This is a genomic window from Paenibacillus sp. S150, from assembly GCF_019352175.1.
Taxonomy (GTDB): domain Bacteria; phylum Bacillota; class Bacilli; order Paenibacillales; family Paenibacillaceae; genus Paenibacillus_AQ.
Genome location: NZ_JACBYI010000005.1, coordinates 230,028 through 248,603, shown reverse-complemented (window position 1 = coordinate 248,603; position 18,576 = coordinate 230,028). Strand labels below are relative to the sequence as shown.

The window sequence follows — 18,576 nt, the reverse complement described above, 5'->3', positions numbered from 1 at the left end:
ACAAAGAATGGCGTAGCATGAAATAAGGAAAAAGACAGGCAGGCTCCAGTACATTGAATCCTTAGGGCATGGAGACAAAGAGAAAGGTTCGAGGAGAAACCGTGATTTTCCACTGCACAGGATCTAGGGATCTGACGTGCGAGATTAAGTTTACGGAAGCTCCTTCGACGTAGGCATAGCATGTGGTAACCAACCCACGGATAGCAGTGTGCCAGCCGACGACTCGCATTTTGTCTCTATGCCCAAGGGATTGAACCCCCTTGGTTTAAGGGTGAAAAACAGGGGAATTGACAAATTCGTTCATAGCAGTGGAAAAAGTATCACTAATTCGTCTCATTTCTCTCCTGTTGGGGTATTGGGGCAAAATTAAGTTCACTTTTTCCACATAATGCCTCACAAATGCCTGTTTCGGAGGAAAATAGGTTTACTTTTTCCACTTAATATAAGCTGAACTTAAGAATGATGGGCAGCCAATGGACAAACCCCTTGCGGAGCAAGGATTTCGTCCATACAGCAAGTTACATTCTTAAGTTCACTCTACTTAGCACTAGGCTCCCATGTAGCAGTCCTCCTGCTCCTGCTCCTGCATTTTGCCCGGTTCAGCTTTATTTCTCCTTCATAATCGTGGAAACGATTGAATTAAATCTTATAAACCATCCTGTATAAATTAGGAAGTATAAATAGTGAAGCTGCTCACACAAATAAACCGCCGCAACTTAAAACAACGTCATCTGATCCGCCAGAATCCTTCCAAGGAAGCTGCGGCGGTGCATTGGGGTCGGTCCGAGAGACAAAATCTGCTCCCTGTGCAGTTTGGTTGCATAGCCTTTATGTACTTTAATTCCGTAGTCCGGATATAATTTCTCCCAGAGTCCTTCGCATAGCCGGTCGCGCGTGACCTTGGCGACAATGGAAGCTGCGGCAATCGACTGGCTGTTGGCATCCCCTTTGATAATCGCGCGCTGGGGCAGCGGCAGATCCACTTTTTCCGCATCTATCAGCATGTAGTCAGGGATGTGCTCCAGGCCCTCTACCGCCTTTTTCATCGCCAATCTTGAAGCCTGCTTGATATTGATCTCATCGATGACCAGCGAGTCGACATGACCGACACTCACTGCCAGCGCCTGTTCCATTATCTGCTCAAACAAGGCCTCCCGTTTCTTCGCTGTCAGCTTTTTCGAATCATCCACTCCCTCTATAATCAGGCCTTCCGGTAAAATAACCGCAGCCGCAACCACATCTCCGAACAGACAGCCCCTGCCCACCTCGTCAACACCGGCAATGCGGCGGTAATCCTGCTCCCAGCAGGCTTTTTCGTAGCTTAACATATCCGTAGAGCTCACCGTTTAACCACCACCAATTCTAAGTTCCCAGTTCCCTGTACAAGCCAGCTTATCATAGAAGACCCGTCCCGGTCATCCCTCTTTATGCTCATAATATTCATTCCAAAATCAGGTTCCGGCTTGATAGTGTGGAGCATATATTTGCTGCATTCCAGCAAAACAACCCCACAAAGTGGGGCCTTGGCTTCGATGATGACTCGGGTACTTTGCGGGGACCCCAAAACAGATAAATTCTGATCTTTCAAAAAAAACCACCCCAATTGCCCGGATGGTTCTTCCATTCCTCATAAACCGTAAATTAAGGGGTTTCCAGCGTAAACCGTCCCAGCTTGCCCGCCCGCAGATCATGCAGCAGCAGGCGCGAAGCCTTCTCCAGATCCACCCGGCCACCGCTGATCAGACAGCCGCGCTTGCGGCCTACCGCTTCCAAAACGGCAACGATTTCATCCGGATTCTCCAGATCCTCTGGAAGCTTCTCAATCCCAAAACGTTCCTGAAAGCTCGCACCGTAATCCTTGACCAGGTACTTCACCGCAAAAAAAGCGATATCCTCGATATTCAGGATTTCCTCTTTGATCGCGCCGGTTACCGCCAGGCGGTAACCCACTTCCTGATCCTCAAATTTCGGCCACAGAATCCCCGGAGTGTCCAGCAGCTCCAGATTTCCGCCCGTCTTAATCCATTGCTGTCCTTTGGTAACACCCGGACGGTCGCCGGTCAAGGCGATATTTTTGCCGGCCATCCGGTTAATGAGCGTAGATTTGCCCACATTGGGAATGCCGACGATCAGCGCCCGGCTGGCCCGCGGGTTCATTCCCTTGGCAATCTGCCGGTCGATCTTCTCCTTCAGCAGCAGCTTGACCTGTTCAGGAATTTCCTTGATGCCTGTACCGGTAGCCGCATCCACAGGATAGGCAACATGCCCTTCCGCTTTGAAATAAGCCAGCCATTTCCGTGTAGCCTCAGGGTCGGCCAAGTCCGCTTTATTCAGAATAATCAGCCTGGGCTTGTCCCGTAAAATATCGTCAATCATCGGATTGCGGCTGGAAAGCGGCAGACGGGAATCAAGCAGTTCTATACACACATCAATCAGCTTCAGCTTATCCTCGATTTGCCGCCTAGCCTTCGTCATATGACCAGGAAACCATTGAATGGCCATTGCCGTCACCTCCTTTGACTTCCGTCAGCTTAATGGTTAATTACTGTAATGTCTTTGACCGGCCAGAAAATCAGATCTGCACGGCCGACAATATCGCCCAGCGGCACATAGCCGATCATCCGGCTGTCCGTACTGTCAGAACGGTTGTCCCCCATAACAAAAACATGCCCTTCCGGAACCGTTCCATCCGTAAAGTCTTCATTGGGAAAATTCTTGTTGTTATACAGCGCGTTGTTACTGTGCGCCTGATCAATTGCGTCCTGGATGTAGGTTTCGTTCACCGGCTCGCCGTTCACAGTAACGACATCGCCTTCAACCTTCACCGTATCCCCGGCTATGCCGATAACACGTTTGATGAAGTCTCTTCCTTCAGATGGCACATGGAACACAATGACCTCGCCACGCTGGGGAGACCGTATGTCGTACAAAATTTCATTGACAATCACACGCTCACCGGTATGAAAAGTAGGCTGCATCGAAGGACCGTCCACAATAAATGGCTTGAACAAAAGCCAGCGTATCAAAATCACCAGTATCAATGCAATGGCGATAGCCTTGATCCATTCCAATACTTCGTTTTTAGGCTTGCGGGGATTCTTACCGTCAGGCTCAACAACCTCACCTTGTCCCTGCTGTAAATCCTGCTGCATAGTTCACCGTCCTCTCTATATGTTACTCTAACTATACAACAAAAAAACTCCTGCCAAAAACTCCTCCACGAATACTCCTTCAGGAGGCCTTTTCGGAGAAGCTGATCCTAAGGCATATATGGCATATATAATAATCATTTCTCTTCAATTAAGAAGAAACGGCTTCGCCGTCCTTATAAGGGACGGGGCGTTTCAGCGAGAAATAGAAGGATAATTTAATGTGCAAAGTATATAAATTCTTATCTTTCAAATAAACGAAAGGGGCTTGAAATCAAGCCCCTTTCCCTTGCCGCTGTCCTAGCGACGGATTTCTTTGATTCTTGCAGCTTTACCGCGCAGGTCACGAAGGTAATACAGCTTCGCACGACGCACTTTACCACGGCGAGCCACTTCGATTTTCTCGATCTTAGGCGAGTTGATTGGGAAAGTTCTTTCCACACCAACACCGTAAGAAATTTTACGAACCGTAAAAGTCTCACTGATTCCACCGCCGCGACGCTTGATTACAACGCCTTCGAACAACTGGATCCGTTCACGAGTTCCTTCGATAACTTTTACGTGCACTTTCAAAGTGTCGCCCGGGCGAAAACTCGGGATATCTTTGCGAAGTTGCTCTTGCGTAATTGCTTGTAGGATATTCATTTAGGACTTCCTCCTTCCGTACAGGTGTTCGTGCCTCTTCCGGAGAGACCATGCTCTCCCTCATTATCCGCAGAGGACCACCGTATTCCACACAACAGAAATAATATTACCATAAACAGCCGGTAAAGACAATTTGTTTTTTGAGATTCAGAGCGGCAGCATATCCCGTTTTTTTGCCTTGGCTTTGCAATCCTTGCATAGGCCTACAACCGTTCCATTATCCTGGGCATAAAAGATCAGCTTGCCGTTTTTCTTTTTGCATGAAGAGCATGGCTGTTCCCCTGAACTCTGCTTGGCTTTGCGGTGCCGGTCCATAGAAATCACATTACTGGCTGCACCGTTCTTCGTGCCTGCGGCCGTGCCTTTCCGGCTGCGGAAGCCCAAATAGACAATTACACCTGCCAACAACACAACTACAACTGCCGCATATTGCATCTGCATCATCCGCTCCCCTGACTGTATCAGTCTAATAGTAAATAGACCGTCCTGGCCATTCGTAAGGCGACAGTCTATTTCTGTACCCTGCGCTGATGCACAGCTTCAAATTATGCTGCTGGCTGCAACAGCCCTGAATCCATATATATCAGCCGCTTGCTCCTGCCGAAAACAATGACTTTTTCTCCAAAATAACTCTTCACCGTTTATTCTAGCATACCTCTTCATTGAAATGTAGCTGACCAGAACCAAACTGGACTATAGTCCAGTGCAGCAACCCGTCCGCAGGCTGTTTTCAATTTTTTCCCACAATATATAGTATGGAGTATACATAAGGAACACGCAAAATTTGGGGGAGGGCTGAAATTGAAAAGAAATCACAATCCAGCAATAATCGCGGCGGCTGCCGTTCTCTCTATTGCACTGCTGTCGGGCTGCCGGGAACTGCCGGGCAAGGAAGCTGCAGACAATCAGCTTGAACAGCGTTTTTCCAGAAACCGTCATCAGGAAGCAGACGAGGCTGTGAAGCAAGGGCTAGGCGGGGTTACAGCAAATGTGGAGCAGGACGTTCAGAATACTGCAGCAAAGTTGACCGAAGAGCTTAATTCGAACAGCTCGAGCAAGGCGCTCAGCGTTACCCAAAAAGCCGGTGCTTCCTCTTCAATTATTCTGGAGAACAGCGTTGGTGAAGTTAAGCTAACCTGCGGCAGCAGTGATTCCATCACCGTAAAAGCAACGGTAGTCACACATGGCAGTGCAAATCCTGAAACAAACCGTAAAATTCTTGACAACGCCGAGGTTACAGTTCAACTTGACGGCAAAGCGCTCAAGGTGTACACCCGTGCCAAGAATGAAAATACAAAAGATCTTTGGACCTGGGCACAGAAGAAGTTCGGCACCTCCGACTTCAGCATCAATTATGACATCGAGGTCCCGGCTAATATCGCCGAATATCATATCACCAGCAATGTCGGGGCGGTTCAGCTGCATGGCCTGCGTGGCACTTTTCACATTACCGGCAACGTTGGCGCGATTCAACTGGACGATGCCCAGTTCAGCGGAAAATCCACAATTGAATCCAATACGGGAAGCATCGAGCTGGATATCAGCGGCATGAAATCCGGCAGCAGCCTCAAGGCCAGCAGTGATATTGGCAATATCACCGCCGATCTTGACAGCGGCCTCAAATGCACTGTATCCGCCAAAAGCGAGCTGGGACATATTGCGGGAACCGGATCAGGCAAAACGGATTTTAACGGCGGCGGCCCACTGCTGTCTTTGTCTACCCAAATCGGTTCCATTACTGTCCGGCAATAAACTTGAGCCTAGAAGCTCCTCTCCTTCATGGCTGAACCTAAATCAGCGCAATAGCCAGCAGAGTAAACAGGCTCAATGTTAATATCTCACTGCCATACCCGTAATATCCGCCATAATAATTGCCGTATGGAGTAAACGCCGAAGTCTTCAGCTTGCCGTTCCCTTTGGTTTTCAAATACACATTGTTGCGGTCCACATCCACGATGATTCCTTCATGCCGCTTGCCATCTGTTGTCATAATGCGGACTCTTTTGTTCATACAATGAAGACAATTATAATAGGCTTCCACCAGAGAACCCCTCCTCGTTCGTGATGCTGTATTGTATTCGGAGGGGAATAAGCCGGCAACGGCGATAGCCTTGAGAAATAGCCACAAATAAAAGAGTTGTGAAACAAAGAACTTGTGAACATTGTGTATCAATTTAGAGCAAAAAGGGTTATTATTAATATAATATTCATAAATAGAGCGCTTACGAACTATAGACAATTTTGATTTCAGCAAAGGAGGCAATAATCATGAATGCAGCTGGCAAAAGATTCATTAATGAAGGGGTCCTCCGCATTGCCTGGTTCATCATCTTTGCATCGCTTACCTACACCGTACGCAATTATATCTGGGTCGTCGTATTGTTTTCGGTTGTTGCCCTCTATGCGCTCGGTTCGGGAATTGTAATGCTTGCCCGGGATCGTCATGATCACAGGGGCAGGGCTTAAAATCATGGCTCAGCGTCAACCTCCGACACTTCCTGTGGACACCTGTCTGCGGGAAGTGTTTTTTATTGCAAGTATAATCGTCTGGAAGCGCACAGCACAAAGATCACATCCGCTTCCGGACACTTTCCCGGCTGCAATGCGATTCACTGTGATCTGGCGGTGTCTTACGGATCGGAGTAACAGGATTTGAACCTGCGATCTCACCCACCCCAAGTTTACTTGTGAGATTTCACTTTAACTTGGTGACCATATAAATCAACCGTTCTATGACACAAACAGACTTACTAGCTACGACCTGATTGCTTCCGTTGATCTGAATATAGTATGTTATCAAGATTCTGTAATGGTTTCTCAAAAACAAATATAGTTAGTGGTCTAATATAACGGTCTCATCTGAATTCTAATCCACGCTATTACCGTGTTAATTTTGATCGAATAAGCCATAGGCGTTATCACATTAATAGTAATGGTATCGCTAATCCTCTTGTTCGTTGCATTATAAACGGTAATCGCTGTCACACCTTCACTAATGCTCGTTACAAGCCCTGTACTATTAACCGCAGAGATTCCCTCATCTGAGCTTGTGAACCTCACTGGAGCGTCTTTAACGCTTGTATAGTTCAATTGCGTTGCAGCTCCAACAAATAGTTCTGCTTATTCGCTCACAATGTCTACAGGGCAGACTGGACCTCCAGCAAATCCATTAACTAAATCAAGGGAATACATCGTATTTTGTTCGCGGCAAATGATCGTTCATGCGCTTAAGTTTAGCGAATAGTTCCTTTGTCGAATCCCCTTTATAGGACACAATCAAATAGTTGGTATTGGGGTTGTTTACAGCCATCCACAAACAGTAAGCCAAACTTGCCGTAGTAAACCCTAATTGGCGCGGTTTCAGGATTAAATTATATTCACCAGCATTATCAATGTAATATTGTTGCTGATCATTTAGCAAAAATGGAACTATCTCCCCATCATTATTCACGATTTTAATAAAATTTTTACAGAATAGATCAAAAAAGACCATTATCTTCTTGATTTTCTGCGGCTTCGTTAATGCTACCATTTACATTTTCCTTTCATGATAAAACAACGCAAATGAGAGCGGCATAATCTGCCACTCAGCATCAAACAAAATATGATATAATCAAGAAAGTAATAGAATAGGCAATATGGGCGGTCGGCTAACCTCTCGGAAGGGAGGTGATGCCTGTGGACATTAAGGACACTTTGACGCTAATGATTTCTTTTACGACTATGGTAGTTCTTATATTGTCTTTCCACAACAAAAAGCAGACCGCCTGTGACAAGGTAAATGGTCTACTTTTTGTCCATCATCCATTTGTTAAAGCCGAACGCCCTTAAAGCGGTTCTACTTACTCCTAGGAGTCCGTGTTCGCAGCACGGCTCCTTTGACTATAGTATACAGCATTTAAAATGACTTTTAAACACATTGCTTATTATTTTTACTTTTATAGCTCTAGAATCATCTTCTTCAACCTTATCATTTTTGTTCAACATTTTGGTTGCATCTTTTGCAAAGATTTTAATGTCCTTGCCGATTTGAAAAAGCAACCTAATGGCCTTCTCGTCTCCTTCTTTGGCTTTAACAGATAGCGCATCATAAATTTGCTCCAAATCACCGTCAAATCTGGTATTGAATAGAAGGGCTACGAGGGAGCGGTATTCAAGTGACCTTTCCCAACGAACAAAGCTGGACAAACTTTTTAAACCTACAGTTTTCAAAAACTCCGCTTCAGTCTTCGGCGATTTCGTTTGATTAAATCCAATGTCATGTTTCCATATAAAATACAGCCGCTTTTTATTTTGAATTGTCTTTAACGCTTCATGGAGATTCATTGTTCCTTAGAATGGATCATTAAAGCATATGTAAGTAGTTTTTGATTTTTTTCTGGGCAACTTTTTATGATCTCGGTAATCTCGTTAATTGTCCTTGTAGCATAATAATAAATCAGTACTATATGTACTCGCGTCTTGCCTATACATCCAAGATTTCAACTCAGCTTCAATTTGTTCAAGTTCAAGTCCACAATATTTTAGATAAAGAGCAATCGCAAATAATGATTTATGTCTGCTCCTTGTATTTTTAAACCATTTTTCAACAACTCTTGCGCTTATCAATTGTATAGTCTATTCGCTTTGTGTTTGATAAGATTGTTTTCAATTAAGACATGCATATAAAATTGATGTGCGGCCTTAATTGAGATGAGATCAATAAAGCCTTTTATTGCAAATTTTAATAACAAAGAAGACCACTCCTTTCAGGATACGAAATCCATCAGGTGTAGTCTTCTTTGTAAAAACTGTTTCTGTCATTGACCACTGCTTACCTTAGCAACTAAGGTAGCGGCAAAATTGCTGATGCTACATGGCGGTGTCTTACGGATCGGAGTAACAGGATTTGAACCTGCGACCTCACCCACCCCAAGGGTGCGCGCTACCAGGCTGCGCTATACCCCGACGCTTATGTACTGCTATGCTCCATATAGCCTCTGGTCCACGAATAGAACTGGAAGCTTCGGAGATAATTTTACCCACATGTTATATATACCGCAGATTTGTATTAGATTCAAGTAAAAAATCCCATTACTGAAAAACTATTTTTTTCTTTAAATTTATGGTTTATTTGCAGAGGCTGTGCTATACTCTTGGCACAAGGAAAGGAGGTGCGTTCACATCAATCATGACATGTTGAACGTATCCCTTACCCGGACCAACGGCTGAATTACTGGCCTTGGTGGCGCGGGATACGGATCAAATTTTTAAATAGCGCCTCGGGTAGAGAGACCGTCTTCGGACGGTCTTTTTCATTTTCACTATGCCCTGTGCCCCCATATATATTAAAACCGCTAAAGCAGCTTACGGCTCAGCTGTTTTAGCGGTTTTTCGGGTAATGCTATATGGTCTTATGATTTACGATTTGTATAGAAATCGATAATATCACTTACGGTGCGGAGCGGCTCCGCTTCCCTGCGGACAGTGTCCACGTCCGGCTTGAATTCTTCACGCGTATTCGTAGTCACTAATGTTCATTCCTTTCGATAGTTGAAATTGCTGGGTCTATAGCTGCATGTATGTTTTGGCACCTATTATAATTACCCCAAATTCAGGATCGCAACGCACCTTTGCTCGTTTTTTTAAATTTATTTATTTTTCTCATTTTCCTTTCAGCGTTTGCATGGATTTTTATTGCATCAGTACACGTTCAACTCCTATGCCGTTGTCCTTAACCAAGAGAAGCTGACCCGTGCAGCGAAAAATGGAACGACAAAAACGCCCCGTCAACGTAGTATACGTTAACAAGACGTTAAATATTCCAATTTATAGTAATTTTCCGCTACATCTTATCGCCGCTTTGTTCCTTCAGGCGTTTTAGGGCGGCCCTGTCCTTCACGGTCAGTTCAGCCGCCTCCAGCAGGTCCGGCCTGCGTTCCAGCGTACGCTGGAGTGACTGCTCGCGGCGCCAAACCTCGATATTTGCATGATGTCCGCTAAGCAGAATTTCCGGCACCTTCCAGCCGCGGAATTCCGCCGGCCGCGTATAGTGCGGATACTCCAGCAGACCTGTGCTGAACGAATCCGTGACCGCAGAGGTTTCATTGCCCAGAGTTCCGGGCTGCAGCCGCACCACCGAATCAATAACCGTCAGGGCAGGCAGCTCGCCGCCGGTCAGCACATAATCTCCGATCGACAGCTCGTCCGTTACCAGATACTCTCTAATCCGCTCATCATAGCCTTCATAATGGCCGCAGATAAAGATCAGATGCTCTTCCTGTGCCAATTCCTCGGCAATCTGCTGATTGTACGTCTGACCCTGGGGACACATCAGGATGATGCGCGGCTTGGCCTGATTTCCGGATATGGCGAGCACATGCTCCACGGCAGCAAATATAGGGTCAGGCTTCAGCACCATTCCTCCGCCCCCGCCATAAGGCGTATCATCCACACTGTTATGCTTGTTCCCCGAGAAATCACGAAAGTTGACGGCGTTCAGGGAGACAATGCCTTTCTCACGGGCTTTGCCAAGAATGCTTGTGCCGAATACGCCCTCACACATTTCCGGAAAAAGCGTCAGCACATCAATCCGCATCATGGCAGCAGTCCTTCCATCAGGTGAACCTTAATTTTTTTGGCATGAATATCCACGTCAAGCACAACGTCGTTGATAACCGGAATGAGGATATCCTGTCCCTTGGCCGGCTTTACCACCCATACGTCATTGGCTCCAGGCTGCAGAATTTCCGTAATTGTCCCCAGCGGACGGCCGGGATCCTCATCGGTATAGACCTCACAGCCAACAATCTGGTGGAAATAATATTCATTTTCCGGCAGCTCTACCAAATCATCACTCGGTACCTTAAGCAGACTTCCCTTGTATTTTTCGACCTGATTGATGTTGGTGTAACCCTTCAGCTTGGCGATATATATTCCTTTATGCTCCCGGGCCGACTCCACCGTAACCTCAAATTTCGGACTTCCATCGGCAGGAACCACGATCAGCTTTTTGCCCGGTGCAAAACGCACCTCCGGAAAATCGGTTGAGGACAATATCTTGATCTCCCCGCGGATTCCGTGTGTATTGACCAGCCTGCCTACATTCAACTCTTCCGTCATCTGACCCTCTCCTTTACCTGTTCCAGCTCCGCCTGAATTTTTCTTCCTGCTTCTATATTTCAACAAAAAGGAGCCGGGATATACTATCCCTAGCCCCTCAATGAACGCATCATTTAAGATAAAATATCCACGGTAACGCGTTTATCGCTCTTGACCGCTGCAGATGTGACTACGGTACGAAGCGCTTTGGCGATCCTGCCCTGCTTGCCGATGACCTTGCCGACATCATCCGGATGCACAGAAAGCTCATAGACAATCAGGTGATCCTTCTCCACGGTCCGCACAGCCACATCCTCTGGATGATCCACTAAAGCCTTAGCAATAACTCCAACTAATTCTTCCATAGAGGACCCTCGCAATCAGTCATTATTTCTGTTGCTTCAGCTCATGGAACTTCTTCATCACGCCTGCTTTGGAAAGCAGATTGCGGACGGTATCAGATGCCTGCGCACCTGTTTGAAGCCATTTAAGAGCTTTTTCCTCATCGATCTTAACTACTGCCGGTACTTCAATCGGATTATAATAACCGATTTCCTCGATAAAACGGCCGTCACGAGGGGACCGGGAATCGGAAACCACCAGACGATAGAAAGGCGCTTTATGTGCACCCATTCTTTTCAGACGAATACGTACTGCCACGAAATTCACCTCCTTATAAGAATATCGAAAATTTCGCAAGATGTTTGGTAAACCTTTTTTCGATCCCTCCCAAACCCTCCCTTAGCCAAGGGCTCTGCCCTCTGGACACCCGTCTAAGTGCAAGCAGCGTAGGAGTTCAGACTGGCGGGACCTGGTGTTGTCCGGGGTAAGATCGCTTGCCGTCCCTCCGGGACACGCTTAACTGGCGGCGGGACCTTGAGACGGGGTGAAGATCAAAAGATTAAGATCAAAAGACTAAATACAAAAAAGATTAAAATCAAAAAAGTAAGATCAAAGTCAAAACCGTTTGATCATCTGATGTTGTACTATGTCTGACCCTTTAAAAGAACAAGATCAAAAAGAACAAGATCAAAAAGACTAAATCAAGAGATTAAGATCAGAAGATCAACGGAATGGAAACTTCATTCCTTTGCCGCCAAGGCCCTTGAGCTGCTTCATGGCGTTCTTCTTGCCGCCCTTGCCTCCGCCTCCCATCATGCCGGAGAACTGCTTCATCATCTTGCGCATTTCATCGAATTGCTTGATGAGGCGGTTGACCTCGGCCACGTTGGTTCCGCTGCCGGCGGCGATACGCTTGCGGCGGTTGTGGTTGATGATCTCGGGCTGGGCTTTCTCGGCTTTGGTCATGGAATGAACAATGGCTTCGATGCGGCCCATCTGCTTGTCATCGACCTTGAGATCCTTCATGCCCTTGGCTTTGTTCATGCCAGGCAGCATTTCGAGAATCTGGTCGATGGGGCCAAGCTTCTTGACCTGGTCCATCTGCTCCAGGAAGTCATCGAACGTAAATTCCGCGTTGCGCATTTTACGTTCCATTTCCTTGGCTTTTTCGGTATCGATGTTGGCCTGGGCCTTCTCGATCAGCGACAGCATGTCGCCCATGCCGAGAATCCGCGAGGCCATACGTTCCGGATGGAACGGCTCCAGCGCATCGATCTTCTCGCCCAATGCAGCGAACTTGATCGGGCAGCCGGTAACGGCCTTGACGGACAACGCGGCACCGCCGCGGCTGTCGCCGTCGAGCTTCGTCAGCACGACGCCGGTAAGCTCCAGCTGCTTATTGAAGCTGTCGGCGACATTGACGGCATCCTGACCGGTCATGGCGTCGACAACAAGCAGCACTTCATCAGGGCTTACAACATTATGAATCTGCTTCAGCTCTTCCATCAGCTCTTCATCAATATGCAGGCGGCCTGCGGTATCGATGATCACATAATCCAGACTGTTGTCCTTCGCATGCTGAACAGCTTGTCTGGCGATTTCGACCGGACTGGTCTGATCGCCCAGCGAAAACACGGGAACCTTGATTTGTTCGCCCAGCACCTGCAGCTGCTTGATCGCAGCCGGGCGGTAAATATCCGCCGCTACAAGCAGCGGGCGGTGATTGCCCTTCTGCAGCAGCTTGGCCAGCTTGCCTGAAGTGGTTGTCTTCCCTGCCCCTTGCAGACCGGCCATCATAATTACGGTCGGCGGCTTGTTTGACTTGGCCAGCTTTGCCTGGCTTCCGCCCATCAGCTCGGTCAGTTCCTTGTTCACGATATCGATGATCACCATGCCGGGAGTGAAGCTGTCCATTACTTCCTTGCCAACGGACTTCTCCTTCACCTTGGACACGAAGTCCTTGACTACTTTGAAGTTAACATCGGCTTCCAGAAGGGCCAGCCGCACTTCGCGCATGGCTTCGTTTACGTCATCTTCGGATACTTTACCCTTGCCGCGCAGCTTGCTGAACACATTCTGCAATCTTCCGGTTAAACCTTCAAACGCCATATGCAGCTTTCTCCCTTCATGCTACTCTAACCTCTGCAAACGTTCCACGAGCTCCGTGAAGCGCTGTGTATATTGCTCAGGCAGCATCCCATTCTCCGGCAGTCTGCGCAGTTCTTCTAAATATTTGCTCCGGCTCTCATGCTTCACAAGCAGCCCGAGCTTATCTTCATAATTCTCCAGCACCTGCTCTGCCCGCTTGATGTGCTCGTACACGGCCTGGCGGCTGATTTCAAATTCAGCGGCAATTTCTCCCAGAGAGAAATCATCGTGAAAATAATATTTAAGAAACGTTTGCTGCTTATCCGTAAGCAGGCGTTCATAAAAAGCAAACAATAAATTGATCCGGTTGGTTTTCTCGAGCCTATTCTCCTGACTCATTAAGGGCACTCCCTTCGTCAAGGAAAAACACTTTACAGCTTCACAACGTCCCTTATAATACCTAAAACAAAGAAAGATGTCAAGCTTTTTTGCTTGTCATCTTTTTTTGCCGGGAAGAAACCGTTGTGCCATCTTAAGATAAAGGAAAATACCGATTCCCGCGGGAATCGGAGGTATCAAAAAGCCTGCTGCCGGCGCGTGATTCAGTGAATCGGCAGCACGTACAGAAGCACTACAAAAAAGTGAATCGCAGTGCCTCCGAGTACAAACAAATGCCAGATCGCATGATGATACGGAAAGCCGCGCCACACATAAAAAACCGTCCCCAGCGTATACAGCAGCCCGCCAACCAGCAGCAGGGTCATGCCCCCGTCCGCCATCACCGCCGAGAGCGGGTTCCAGGCGATCACGATCATCCAGCCCATGGCGATGTAGAAAACGGTGGACATGAACAGGAATTTCTTGACGAAAAAGGCTTTGAAGAATACGCCAATCACCGCCACGCCCCAGGCAATGCCGAACAGGGTCCACCCCAGTGTCCCCCGGATCGCCACCAGCATAAAGGGGGTGTATGTACCGGCAATGAACAAATAGATGGAGGAATGGTCCATGAATTCAAAAAAATCCTTGGCCTTTCCATCCCTGAGACTATGCACCAGTGTCGAGTTAATATACAGCAGCAGCATCGTCGCGCCGTAAATGGAGAAGCTGACTACATGCCAGGCGGTGCCGTTCTCTGCGGCATAGACGACCAGCAGCACAAGTGCGGCTATGCTCAGCACCGCTCCAATCCCGTGCGTTACCGCATTTGCAACCTCTTCCTTGCGGCTATACGTATGTGTGTTTGCCATTCCACTATTCCTTCCATCTGCACTTTCCTTCTATTATATCCCTTTTAGCGCAGTCCTTCCACCTTGCCGTATGGCCCAGCAGCCTGTGCCTCGCTACAGTTTGTAAAGCTCGGTGTATTTGGCCTCAAGGTAATCGGCCAGATAATCGGGATTCAGCGGCTCGCCGGTCACCTGCTCAATAATTTGCGAAGGCGTCAGGCTCTGACCATGGCGGTAGATTTTATCTGTGAGCCACTCCTTGATTGGCAGCAGATTGCCGGCCGCAACCAGCTCCTCGAACTCCGGCAGCTCCTTGCGCAGCGTGTTCAAAATTTGCGCGGCGTACATATTCCCCAGTGAATATGAGGCAAAATAACCGAAGTCCCCGCCGGACCAGTGCACGTCCTGCAGCACCCCCAGCGCGTTGCTCGGAGGGGTAATTCCAAGATATTCCTGATATTTGGCATTCCATACCGCAGGAAGATCCTTTACTGCCAGTCCTTCATTAAAGATAAGCTTCTCAATCTCATAGCGGACGATGATATGGAGATTATAGGTCAGCTCATCAGCTTCAATTCGGATGAAGGAATTTGCCACACTGTTGATCGCCCGGTAGAAGTCCTCCACTTCAACACCAGCAAGCTGCCCGGGAAAGTGCTGCTGCAGATCGCCGTAGTAACGCTGCCAGAAGGAGCGGCTGCGGCCGATCATGTTTTCCCATAGTCTGGACTGGGATTCATGGATGCCCATGGATGCGCCCTGGGCCAGCGGTGTGCCTACAAGATCCTTGCTGATATTCTGCTCATACAGGGCATGTCCGCCCTCATGCAGCGAGCTGAAGATCGCGCTTGTAACATTGTCCGGCAAGTAGTTCGTCGTAATGCGCACATCTCCCGGATTCAGTCCTGTAGCGAACGGATGCACGCTTTCATCCAGACGGCCGGCCTCGAAGTCAAAGCCCATTTGCTTCAGGATGAACAAGCCGAATTTCTCCTGCTGCTCCTTGGGGAAGATCTGGGCCAGGAAGCCGGTGTCCGGTTTGTCCGGTGAAGCGGCGATGGCTTCCACAAGCGGAACAAGGCGGCTGCGCAGACGCCCGAAGATATCGTCAAGCTTCTCTACGGTCAGGTCGGGCTCGTACATATCAAGCAATGTATCATAACGGGAGTCTTTCACGCCCCAGTGACCGATAAACTCCTGTTTGAACGCGACGATTTTACTCAAATACGGCTCAAAGGAGTCATAATCATCACTTTCCTTGGCTTCCTCCCAAATGGTCTGCGCATGGGCGGCGAGGACGGAATATTCCTCGAAGCTTTTGGAAGGAATGCTCTGGCTGCGCTCGTACTCCTTGCGGCAATCCTGAACGATTTTATTCTCGATGCCGTTTAATTGGCTCCTGACCTCCGGGCGGCTGAAATATTTCGTGAATTCCCCCATCTCAGGTGAAGTTTGCAGTCTGAATATCTCTCCGCTGATCAGCCCGATGGTATTGGACCGAATCTCTACCCCTTTACGCGGCGCGCCTGTACGCAAATCCCAATGCAGCAGACTCATCGCCTCAGTGTACCCGCTAAGTTTGGATAATAGCTCTTTAAATTTCTCCCACTCTTCTTTGACCAGCTGTTCCATGGCTGAACACCCGCTTTCTCTATTTTCACCGTCTACTCTTGATGATACTTTTTTAAATCCGTATAATCAAATTCAGAGCCCGTTACCTCTAATTTGAAATATTTATTTCTCTCACAGCAAGCGGAATCATTCCCGCCTTAAGCAACAACACCTACGAAGGAGTGTGAGTCGCCATGAAAATTCAGATTACCCCTCTTGCCGAGAGCAAGCTGCAAGCCAGTCTTAAGGAACGTCCGGGACTGTTTAAGCTTTTTTTTGATACTGAGGGCTGCGGCTGTGACGGAATCCATGTGCTGCTGATTGTGCATGAGGCGGACGCCGGCGATGCTGCGATTGAGACGGATGGCCTGCCTTTTGTCATCAGCCGCCAGCAGGAAATCTTCTATGAAGACAATATGCGTCTGGATGCAGACGAGCGCATCTCTTCGTTTAAGCTGGACAGCAATTCACAGATTTATAGCAGGAATATTCTTGTGCGGGATGTGCGGAGCACGGATATACCCCAGCCCGCCGCAGGAACGTTGTGCGACATATAATTCAAGCAACGGGTTAACCACTCTTTTTCACGGTAACCGGTGCGAAGCGCAGCTGCAGGGAGTATATTAAGAGTTAGGAATCAGGGAGCGGGATGCTCACAAAACTAAGCATATGCTTCCGGAGCAGTTTTGTACGGAGCAAATCAGGGAGCGGAATGCTCACAAAACCTTTAGGAGGCAGCAGGTCATGAGTCAAATCACAGATATTATGGAGTTTAATAAGAATTTCGTCGAACAAAAACAATATGAAGCCTATTTGACCAGCCGCTTTCCTGACAAAAAGATGCTGATCATCACCTGCATGGACACCCGGCTTGTGGAGCTTCTGCCCAAGGCTATGAATTTCAAGAACGGGGACGTCAAAATCATTAAAAATGCCGGTGCGGTTATTTCCCAGCCCTTCGGCAGCGTCATGCGCAGCGTTATGGTAGCTCTGTATGAGCTGGAAGCGGATGAGGTAATTGTTGTAGGACACTATGAATGCGGGATGGCTTCGCTGAACGCCGATAAAATGATCAACTCGATCAAAGAACGCGGTGTTTCGGAGCAGGTGCTGTCGACCCTGGAGAACTCGGGCATTAAGCTGACCAAATGGCTGCGCGGGTTTGACAATGTGGAAGAAGGGGTCATTCAGACGGTGGAGCTTATTAAGCGCCATCCCTTGCTCCCTCCCAATATACCTGTTCACGGCATGATCATCGATCCGGCGACCGGAGCGCTTGAGCTGGTGTCCGACGGGTATGCGGAGAACAAGACAACTCTCTGATAAAACTGCTTTAGAATTGCTGCTTGCGCGGATGTTGGGTCCGCGTATTTTTTTGTGCGTAATTCCATTTCCTGTTAATTCACAATTTTGATATTTAAAATTGAAACCTCCTGCCATGTGCTGCGTATTAACGGTCAGATACACACAATTCATGTGAAGCGTATGCTTTGGAAGCGGGCTTTGGACAGCGTCCGCCCGGGAAGCAAAGGCTGGAAGCCCGGCATTATTTCCACAGGAGGCTTGACCGCAGCCCCCTCGGAAATTTATCGCCTCACAAAAAATTCTAGGAGGGTACTTCTGCTCAATGAAACCAATGAAACGCGTAATGATGATTGTTATGGCTTTTACCCTGTTTTTCGCTGTAACCGTTCCCGACTTTGCAGATGCGAGACGCGGAGGCGGCTTCAAATCCGGAACCCGCGGTTACACCACGACGCCCAAGAAATCCACCACAAATAATGTGAAACAAAGCGATAGCACCACTGGAACAAAGGCCGGAGCAGGCACCACGGCCAATCGCGGATTCTTCAGCGGCGGCAGCCTGATGAAGGGCCTGATGATCGGCGGGATCGCCGGATTCTTGTTCGGCGGCATGTTCGCCGGAATGGGCGCCTTCGGCAATCTGCTCGGCTTCGCTGTAAACATGCTGGCCATCTATTTCATCGTGATGATGATCATGTCCTTCTTCCGCCGCAGACAGGAACGGCGCAGATTGGAAGAACGGGATGGGCGGTACTAATATGCCGGCGGCTGTTCTGACCATGGACGAGATCATCAACGCCATCTGCCTGCATATGGCTGAGCGCAAGGGTGTTCGGGTGCAGGAGGTCCAGGTGGAGCTTAGCTGGGAGGAGGACACCGGCTACACGGCTGAGGTATGGGTTCAGGGCCGCAGCCAGTTCCTGGTAGAGTCCAATATGATCGAAGCAATCCTCCGCTATCTGCACAGTGAGTACGGCATTCGCGCCTACCGTGAGAATGTGCGGCTTGAACTGGAGGATGAAATTACAGCGGTTGTGAACACGTGAATTTTCTTGCATCAGGAACTGTCCGGCTATTACAGCGGACGGTTTTTTTGCGGCTGCACCGGCAGGCACTTTAACCGGTCC

Annotated in this window: 24 protein-coding genes and 1 tRNA gene; 7 read left to right on the top strand and 18 right to left on the bottom strand. The window is 48.3% G+C overall.

All coding sequences use genetic code 11. From position 1 onward, the window contains the following. Positions 1–716: 716 nt before the first annotated feature. The 5 genes from HYD27_RS08260 to HYD27_RS08240 form a co-directional block, all read right to left on the bottom strand. The gene (locus tag HYD27_RS08260; protein WP_219213520.1) at positions 717–1,328 is read right to left on the bottom strand and encodes a ribonuclease HII; all 612 of its coding nucleotides are present in this window, start codon (positions 1,326–1,328) and stop codon (positions 717–719) included. A 313-nt stretch (positions 1,329–1,641) separates the two neighbouring features. Further along, entirely contained in the window at positions 1,642–2,502 is an 861-nt protein-coding gene (gene ylqF, locus HYD27_RS08255; RefSeq protein ID WP_219213485.1) for a ribosome biogenesis GTPase YlqF, read from the bottom strand. A gap of 29 nt (positions 2,503–2,531) precedes the next feature. Next, positions 2,532–3,152, bottom strand: a complete 621-nt coding sequence (gene lepB, locus HYD27_RS08250) for a signal peptidase I (protein WP_219213483.1) — start codon at positions 3,150–3,152, stop codon at positions 2,532–2,534. 297 nt (positions 3,153–3,449) lie between these two features. Continuing rightward, entirely contained in the window at positions 3,450–3,794 is a 345-nt protein-coding gene (rplS, locus tag HYD27_RS08245; RefSeq protein ID WP_019910375.1) for a 50S ribosomal protein L19, read from the bottom strand. A 147-nt stretch (positions 3,795–3,941) separates the two neighbouring features. After that, a complete protein-coding gene (locus HYD27_RS08240) occupies positions 3,942–4,238 on the bottom strand; it encodes a hypothetical protein (protein WP_219213481.1) in 297 nt (98 codons plus the stop codon). A 357-nt stretch (positions 4,239–4,595) separates the two neighbouring features. Here HYD27_RS08240 and HYD27_RS08235 point away from each other — a divergent pair, with 357 nt between their 5' ends. Further along, a complete protein-coding gene (locus HYD27_RS08235) occupies positions 4,596–5,546 on the top strand; it encodes a DUF4097 family beta strand repeat-containing protein (RefSeq protein WP_219213480.1) in 951 nt (316 codons plus the stop codon). Positions 5,547–5,583: 37 nt separating this feature from the next. Here HYD27_RS08235 and HYD27_RS08230 read toward each other — a convergent pair whose 3' ends face one another. Then, on the bottom strand, positions 5,584–5,835 hold the full coding sequence (locus HYD27_RS08230) for a hypothetical protein (RefSeq protein ID WP_219213478.1): 252 nt from the start codon (positions 5,833–5,835) through the stop codon (positions 5,584–5,586). Between the two features lie 227 nt (positions 5,836–6,062). Between HYD27_RS08230 and HYD27_RS08225 the strand changes: the two genes are divergently transcribed. Continuing rightward, positions 6,063–6,260, top strand: coding sequence for a hypothetical protein (locus tag HYD27_RS08225; RefSeq protein WP_219213475.1), 198 nt, complete (start codon positions 6,063–6,065; stop codon positions 6,258–6,260). A 375-nt stretch (positions 6,261–6,635) separates the two neighbouring features. On the opposite strand, the gene HYD27_RS32910 is transcribed toward HYD27_RS08225, so the two are convergent. Then, positions 6,636–6,884, bottom strand: coding sequence for an Ig-like domain-containing protein (locus HYD27_RS32910; protein ID WP_375373900.1), 249 nt, complete (start codon positions 6,882–6,884; stop codon positions 6,636–6,638). 88 nt (positions 6,885–6,972) lie between these two features. Continuing rightward, entirely contained in the window at positions 6,973–7,326 is a 354-nt protein-coding gene (locus HYD27_RS08220) for a hypothetical protein (RefSeq protein ID WP_219213473.1), read from the bottom strand. Positions 7,327–7,466: 140 nt separating this feature from the next. On the opposite strand from HYD27_RS08220, the gene HYD27_RS32905 reads away from it, so the two are divergent. After that, positions 7,467–7,625, top strand: a complete 159-nt coding sequence (locus HYD27_RS32905; protein WP_375373899.1) for a putative holin-like toxin — start codon at positions 7,467–7,469, stop codon at positions 7,623–7,625. Positions 7,626–7,676: 51 nt separating this feature from the next. Here the strand turns inward: HYD27_RS32905 and HYD27_RS08210 are convergent, their stop codons facing one another. The 10 genes from HYD27_RS08210 to HYD27_RS08165 all read right to left on the bottom strand — a co-directional run bounded on the left by HYD27_RS08210 (position 7,677) and on the right by HYD27_RS08165 (position 16,165). Further along, positions 7,677–8,120, bottom strand: a complete 444-nt coding sequence (locus HYD27_RS08210) for a hypothetical protein (RefSeq protein ID WP_219213468.1) — start codon at positions 8,118–8,120, stop codon at positions 7,677–7,679. Between the two features lie 547 nt (positions 8,121–8,667). After that, positions 8,668–8,741: transfer RNA gene (locus HYD27_RS08205), tRNA-Pro, on the bottom strand. 877 nt (positions 8,742–9,618) lie between these two features. Further along, complete coding sequence (gene trmD, locus HYD27_RS08200; RefSeq protein WP_219213518.1) at positions 9,619–10,371, bottom strand: tRNA (guanosine(37)-N1)-methyltransferase TrmD; 753 nt, start codon at positions 10,369–10,371, stop codon at positions 9,619–9,621. Then, positions 10,371–10,895 (bottom strand): ribosome maturation factor RimM, encoded by a 525-nt coding sequence (gene rimM / locus HYD27_RS08195; RefSeq protein ID WP_219213465.1) that lies wholly within the window; start codon positions 10,893–10,895, stop codon positions 10,371–10,373. The genes trmD and rimM overlap by 1 nt, the downstream gene beginning before the upstream one ends. Positions 10,896–11,008: 113 nt before the next feature. Next, a complete protein-coding gene (locus tag HYD27_RS08190; RefSeq protein ID WP_020432321.1) occupies positions 11,009–11,239 on the bottom strand; it encodes a KH domain-containing protein in 231 nt (76 codons plus the stop codon). 22 nt (positions 11,240–11,261) lie between these two features. Further along, positions 11,262–11,534, bottom strand: a complete 273-nt coding sequence (gene rpsP / locus HYD27_RS08185) for a 30S ribosomal protein S16 (RefSeq protein ID WP_219213463.1) — start codon at positions 11,532–11,534, stop codon at positions 11,262–11,264. 405 nt (positions 11,535–11,939) lie between these two features. Then, a complete protein-coding gene (ffh, locus tag HYD27_RS08180) occupies positions 11,940–13,325 on the bottom strand; it encodes a signal recognition particle protein (RefSeq protein ID WP_219213460.1) in 1,386 nt (461 codons plus the stop codon). A gap of 21 nt (positions 13,326–13,346) precedes the next feature. Continuing rightward, complete coding sequence (locus HYD27_RS08175) at positions 13,347–13,703, bottom strand: putative DNA-binding protein (protein ID WP_219213457.1); 357 nt, start codon at positions 13,701–13,703, stop codon at positions 13,347–13,349. A 203-nt stretch (positions 13,704–13,906) separates the two neighbouring features. Beyond that, complete coding sequence (gene trhA, locus HYD27_RS08170) at positions 13,907–14,554, bottom strand: PAQR family membrane homeostasis protein TrhA (protein ID WP_219213455.1); 648 nt, start codon at positions 14,552–14,554, stop codon at positions 13,907–13,909. 93 nt (positions 14,555–14,647) lie between these two features. Then, entirely contained in the window at positions 14,648–16,165 is a 1,518-nt protein-coding gene (locus tag HYD27_RS08165) for a carboxypeptidase M32 (RefSeq protein ID WP_219213452.1), read from the bottom strand. 173 nt (positions 16,166–16,338) lie between these two features. Here HYD27_RS08165 and HYD27_RS08160 point away from each other — a divergent pair, with 173 nt between their 5' ends. The 4 genes from HYD27_RS08160 to HYD27_RS08145 all read left to right on the top strand — a co-directional run bounded on the left by HYD27_RS08160 (position 16,339) and on the right by HYD27_RS08145 (position 18,495). Continuing rightward, entirely contained in the window at positions 16,339–16,701 is a 363-nt protein-coding gene (locus HYD27_RS08160) for an iron-sulfur cluster biosynthesis family protein (protein WP_219213449.1), read from the top strand. A gap of 187 nt (positions 16,702–16,888) precedes the next feature. Further along, positions 16,889–17,467 (top strand): beta-class carbonic anhydrase, encoded by a 579-nt coding sequence (locus HYD27_RS08155; RefSeq protein ID WP_219213446.1) that lies wholly within the window; start codon positions 16,889–16,891, stop codon positions 17,465–17,467. A gap of 313 nt (positions 17,468–17,780) precedes the next feature. After that, positions 17,781–18,206, top strand: a complete 426-nt coding sequence (locus tag HYD27_RS08150; RefSeq protein WP_219213516.1) for a hypothetical protein — start codon at positions 17,781–17,783, stop codon at positions 18,204–18,206. Then, complete coding sequence (locus HYD27_RS08145; protein WP_219213443.1) at positions 18,193–18,495, top strand: YxcD family protein; 303 nt, start codon at positions 18,193–18,195, stop codon at positions 18,493–18,495. The genes HYD27_RS08150 and HYD27_RS08145 overlap by 14 nt, the downstream gene beginning before the upstream one ends. Positions 18,496–18,576: the final 81 nt, after the last annotated feature.

What these genes read in the sequence shown, in the direction of transcription:
- HYD27_RS32905 (WP_375373899.1), top strand. Translation starts at nt 7,467, where the DNA reads ATGCCTGTGGACATTAAGGACACTTTGACGCTAATGATTTCTTTTACG.
- HYD27_RS08175 (WP_219213457.1), bottom strand. Translation starts at nt 13,703, where the DNA reads ATGAGTCAGGAGAATAGGCTCGAGAAAACCAACCGGATCAATTTATTG.
- rimM (WP_219213465.1), bottom strand. Translation starts at nt 10,895, where the DNA reads ATGACGGAAGAGTTGAATGTAGGCAGGCTGGTCAATACACACGGAATC.
- trhA (WP_219213455.1), bottom strand. Translation starts at nt 14,554, where the DNA reads ATGGCAAACACACATACGTATAGCCGCAAGGAAGAGGTTGCAAATGCG.
- HYD27_RS08220 (WP_219213473.1), bottom strand. Translation starts at nt 7,326, where the DNA reads ATGGTAGCATTAACGAAGCCGCAGAAAATCAAGAAGATAATGGTCTTT.
- HYD27_RS08155 (WP_219213446.1), top strand. Translation starts at nt 16,889, where the DNA reads ATGAGTCAAATCACAGATATTATGGAGTTTAATAAGAATTTCGTCGAA.
- HYD27_RS08210 (WP_219213468.1), bottom strand. Translation starts at nt 8,120, where the DNA reads ATGAATCTCCATGAAGCGTTAAAGACAATTCAAAATAAAAAGCGGCTG.
- HYD27_RS08240 (WP_219213481.1), bottom strand. Translation starts at nt 4,238, where the DNA reads ATGATGCAGATGCAATATGCGGCAGTTGTAGTTGTGTTGTTGGCAGGT.
- HYD27_RS08160 (WP_219213449.1), top strand. Translation starts at nt 16,339, where the DNA reads ATGAAAATTCAGATTACCCCTCTTGCCGAGAGCAAGCTGCAAGCCAGT.
- HYD27_RS08150 (WP_219213516.1), top strand. Translation starts at nt 17,781, where the DNA reads ATGAAACGCGTAATGATGATTGTTATGGCTTTTACCCTGTTTTTCGCT.
- HYD27_RS08260 (WP_219213520.1), bottom strand. Translation starts at nt 1,328, where the DNA reads ATGTTAAGCTACGAAAAAGCCTGCTGGGAGCAGGATTACCGCCGCATT.
- rplS (WP_019910375.1), bottom strand. Translation starts at nt 3,794, where the DNA reads ATGAATATCCTACAAGCAATTACGCAAGAGCAACTTCGCAAAGATATC.
- HYD27_RS08225 (WP_219213475.1), top strand. Translation starts at nt 6,063, where the DNA reads ATGAATGCAGCTGGCAAAAGATTCATTAATGAAGGGGTCCTCCGCATT.
- ffh (WP_219213460.1), bottom strand. Translation starts at nt 13,325, where the DNA reads ATGGCGTTTGAAGGTTTAACCGGAAGATTGCAGAATGTGTTCAGCAAG.
- ylqF (WP_219213485.1), bottom strand. Translation starts at nt 2,502, where the DNA reads ATGGCCATTCAATGGTTTCCTGGTCATATGACGAAGGCTAGGCGGCAA.
- HYD27_RS08165 (WP_219213452.1), bottom strand. Translation starts at nt 16,165, where the DNA reads ATGGAACAGCTGGTCAAAGAAGAGTGGGAGAAATTTAAAGAGCTATTA.
- HYD27_RS08145 (WP_219213443.1), top strand. Translation starts at nt 18,193, where the DNA reads ATGGGCGGTACTAATATGCCGGCGGCTGTTCTGACCATGGACGAGATC.
- HYD27_RS08190 (WP_020432321.1), bottom strand. Translation starts at nt 11,239, where the DNA reads ATGGAAGAATTAGTTGGAGTTATTGCTAAGGCTTTAGTGGATCATCCA.
- trmD (WP_219213518.1), bottom strand. Translation starts at nt 10,371, where the DNA reads ATGCGGATTGATGTGCTGACGCTTTTTCCGGAAATGTGTGAGGGCGTA.
- lepB (WP_219213483.1), bottom strand. Translation starts at nt 3,152, where the DNA reads ATGCAGCAGGATTTACAGCAGGGACAAGGTGAGGTTGTTGAGCCTGAC.